Raw genomic sequence first — 1,097 nt, 5'->3', positions numbered from 1 at the left:
ATAAAGGTATCTTTTAAAAAGGTACATTCTTCACTCTTTATTGTTACCAATGCATCGTCTTTTATTCCTTATATTCCTCAAGCAATTGGCATTTGGATTGCGAGAATTTTAGGACTTAGTCTGCTATGGTTAGTTATTTTAGGTCGATTTTGTAATTTAGTTTGTTATGCCTTAATTACTCGTCTTGCTATAAAAAAAGCTAAAGGTTTTGAAATTCTTTTTGGCACCATTGCTTTATTACCAATGTGTGTTTATTTAGCGTCTTCTTTCAGTACTGACGGAATGGTTAACGCATTAACATTTTATTTGATAGCACAGTTCTGTCATCTGATAAATAGGGAACAAAAGGTAAGTTTAAGAGATATGATCATTTTTGCAGCACTTAGCTTGGTTTTAGCAACAATGAAATTACCTTATGTTCTTCTAGTGGGCTTATTGTTGTTTATTCCGAAGGAAAAAATGGAAGTTAAGAAGAACTATCTTTATGCAGCTCTATTAATTTTTGTTACGGCAATTTTAAGTTTCTTATGGTTGAAGCAATCGAGTGATATAAATGCAAGTAAGGTAACGCATGGTGTAAACCCTGTGGACAAGATAAAATTCACTATTGCTCATGCCAATATTTTTTTCAAGACCTTCCTGCGAGAATGGATTGATTTGATTCCAAACAAGATGGGATCGCTATTTACTTTTGGTTGGTTAACCTATGGTTTAGGTAATATTTCTTGGTATTATCTTATCTTCGTAAGTTCTATTCTTCTAATGATTCCTCAATCTTTGCCCTTGCCAAAAATTAGTAAAGTTGGTACAGCACTTGTAGCGACTGGGGTTTCATTTGGTATTTTAATGACTTCTTATCTTATGTGGGGACAAACTGCTGATATTAGTTTCGCTGGTGTCCAAGGTCGTTATTTCACAGGGGTATTACTTCTATTAGGCTTATTTGTCAACTGTTCCAAAGTATTTTATCCTCAAAATAACATAGATTCTGAGGAAGCAACAGATAAACGAGAATATTTTGTCTATGTTATTGCCAATCTATTTATATTGATGTCAGTAGTATTGACAATCCTTCAGTACTATGGTGTGAAAAATAA

Annotated in this window: 1 protein-coding gene; it reads left to right on the top strand. The window is 33.2% G+C overall.

Annotated features, from left to right (window positions below):
- Window positions 1-1,097, top strand: a 1,097-nt coding sequence (locus tag CGS49_RS13660) for a DUF2142 domain-containing protein (RefSeq protein WP_097802301.1), incomplete at both ends; no start/stop codon positions are given.

The organism is Faecalibacterium langellae (assembly GCF_002549775.1).
Taxonomy (GTDB): domain Bacteria; phylum Bacillota; class Clostridia; order Oscillospirales; family Ruminococcaceae; genus Faecalibacterium; species Faecalibacterium langellae.
The sequence above is the reverse complement of the archived record's forward strand: the minus strand, read 5'-3'. Positions and strand labels throughout refer to the sequence as shown.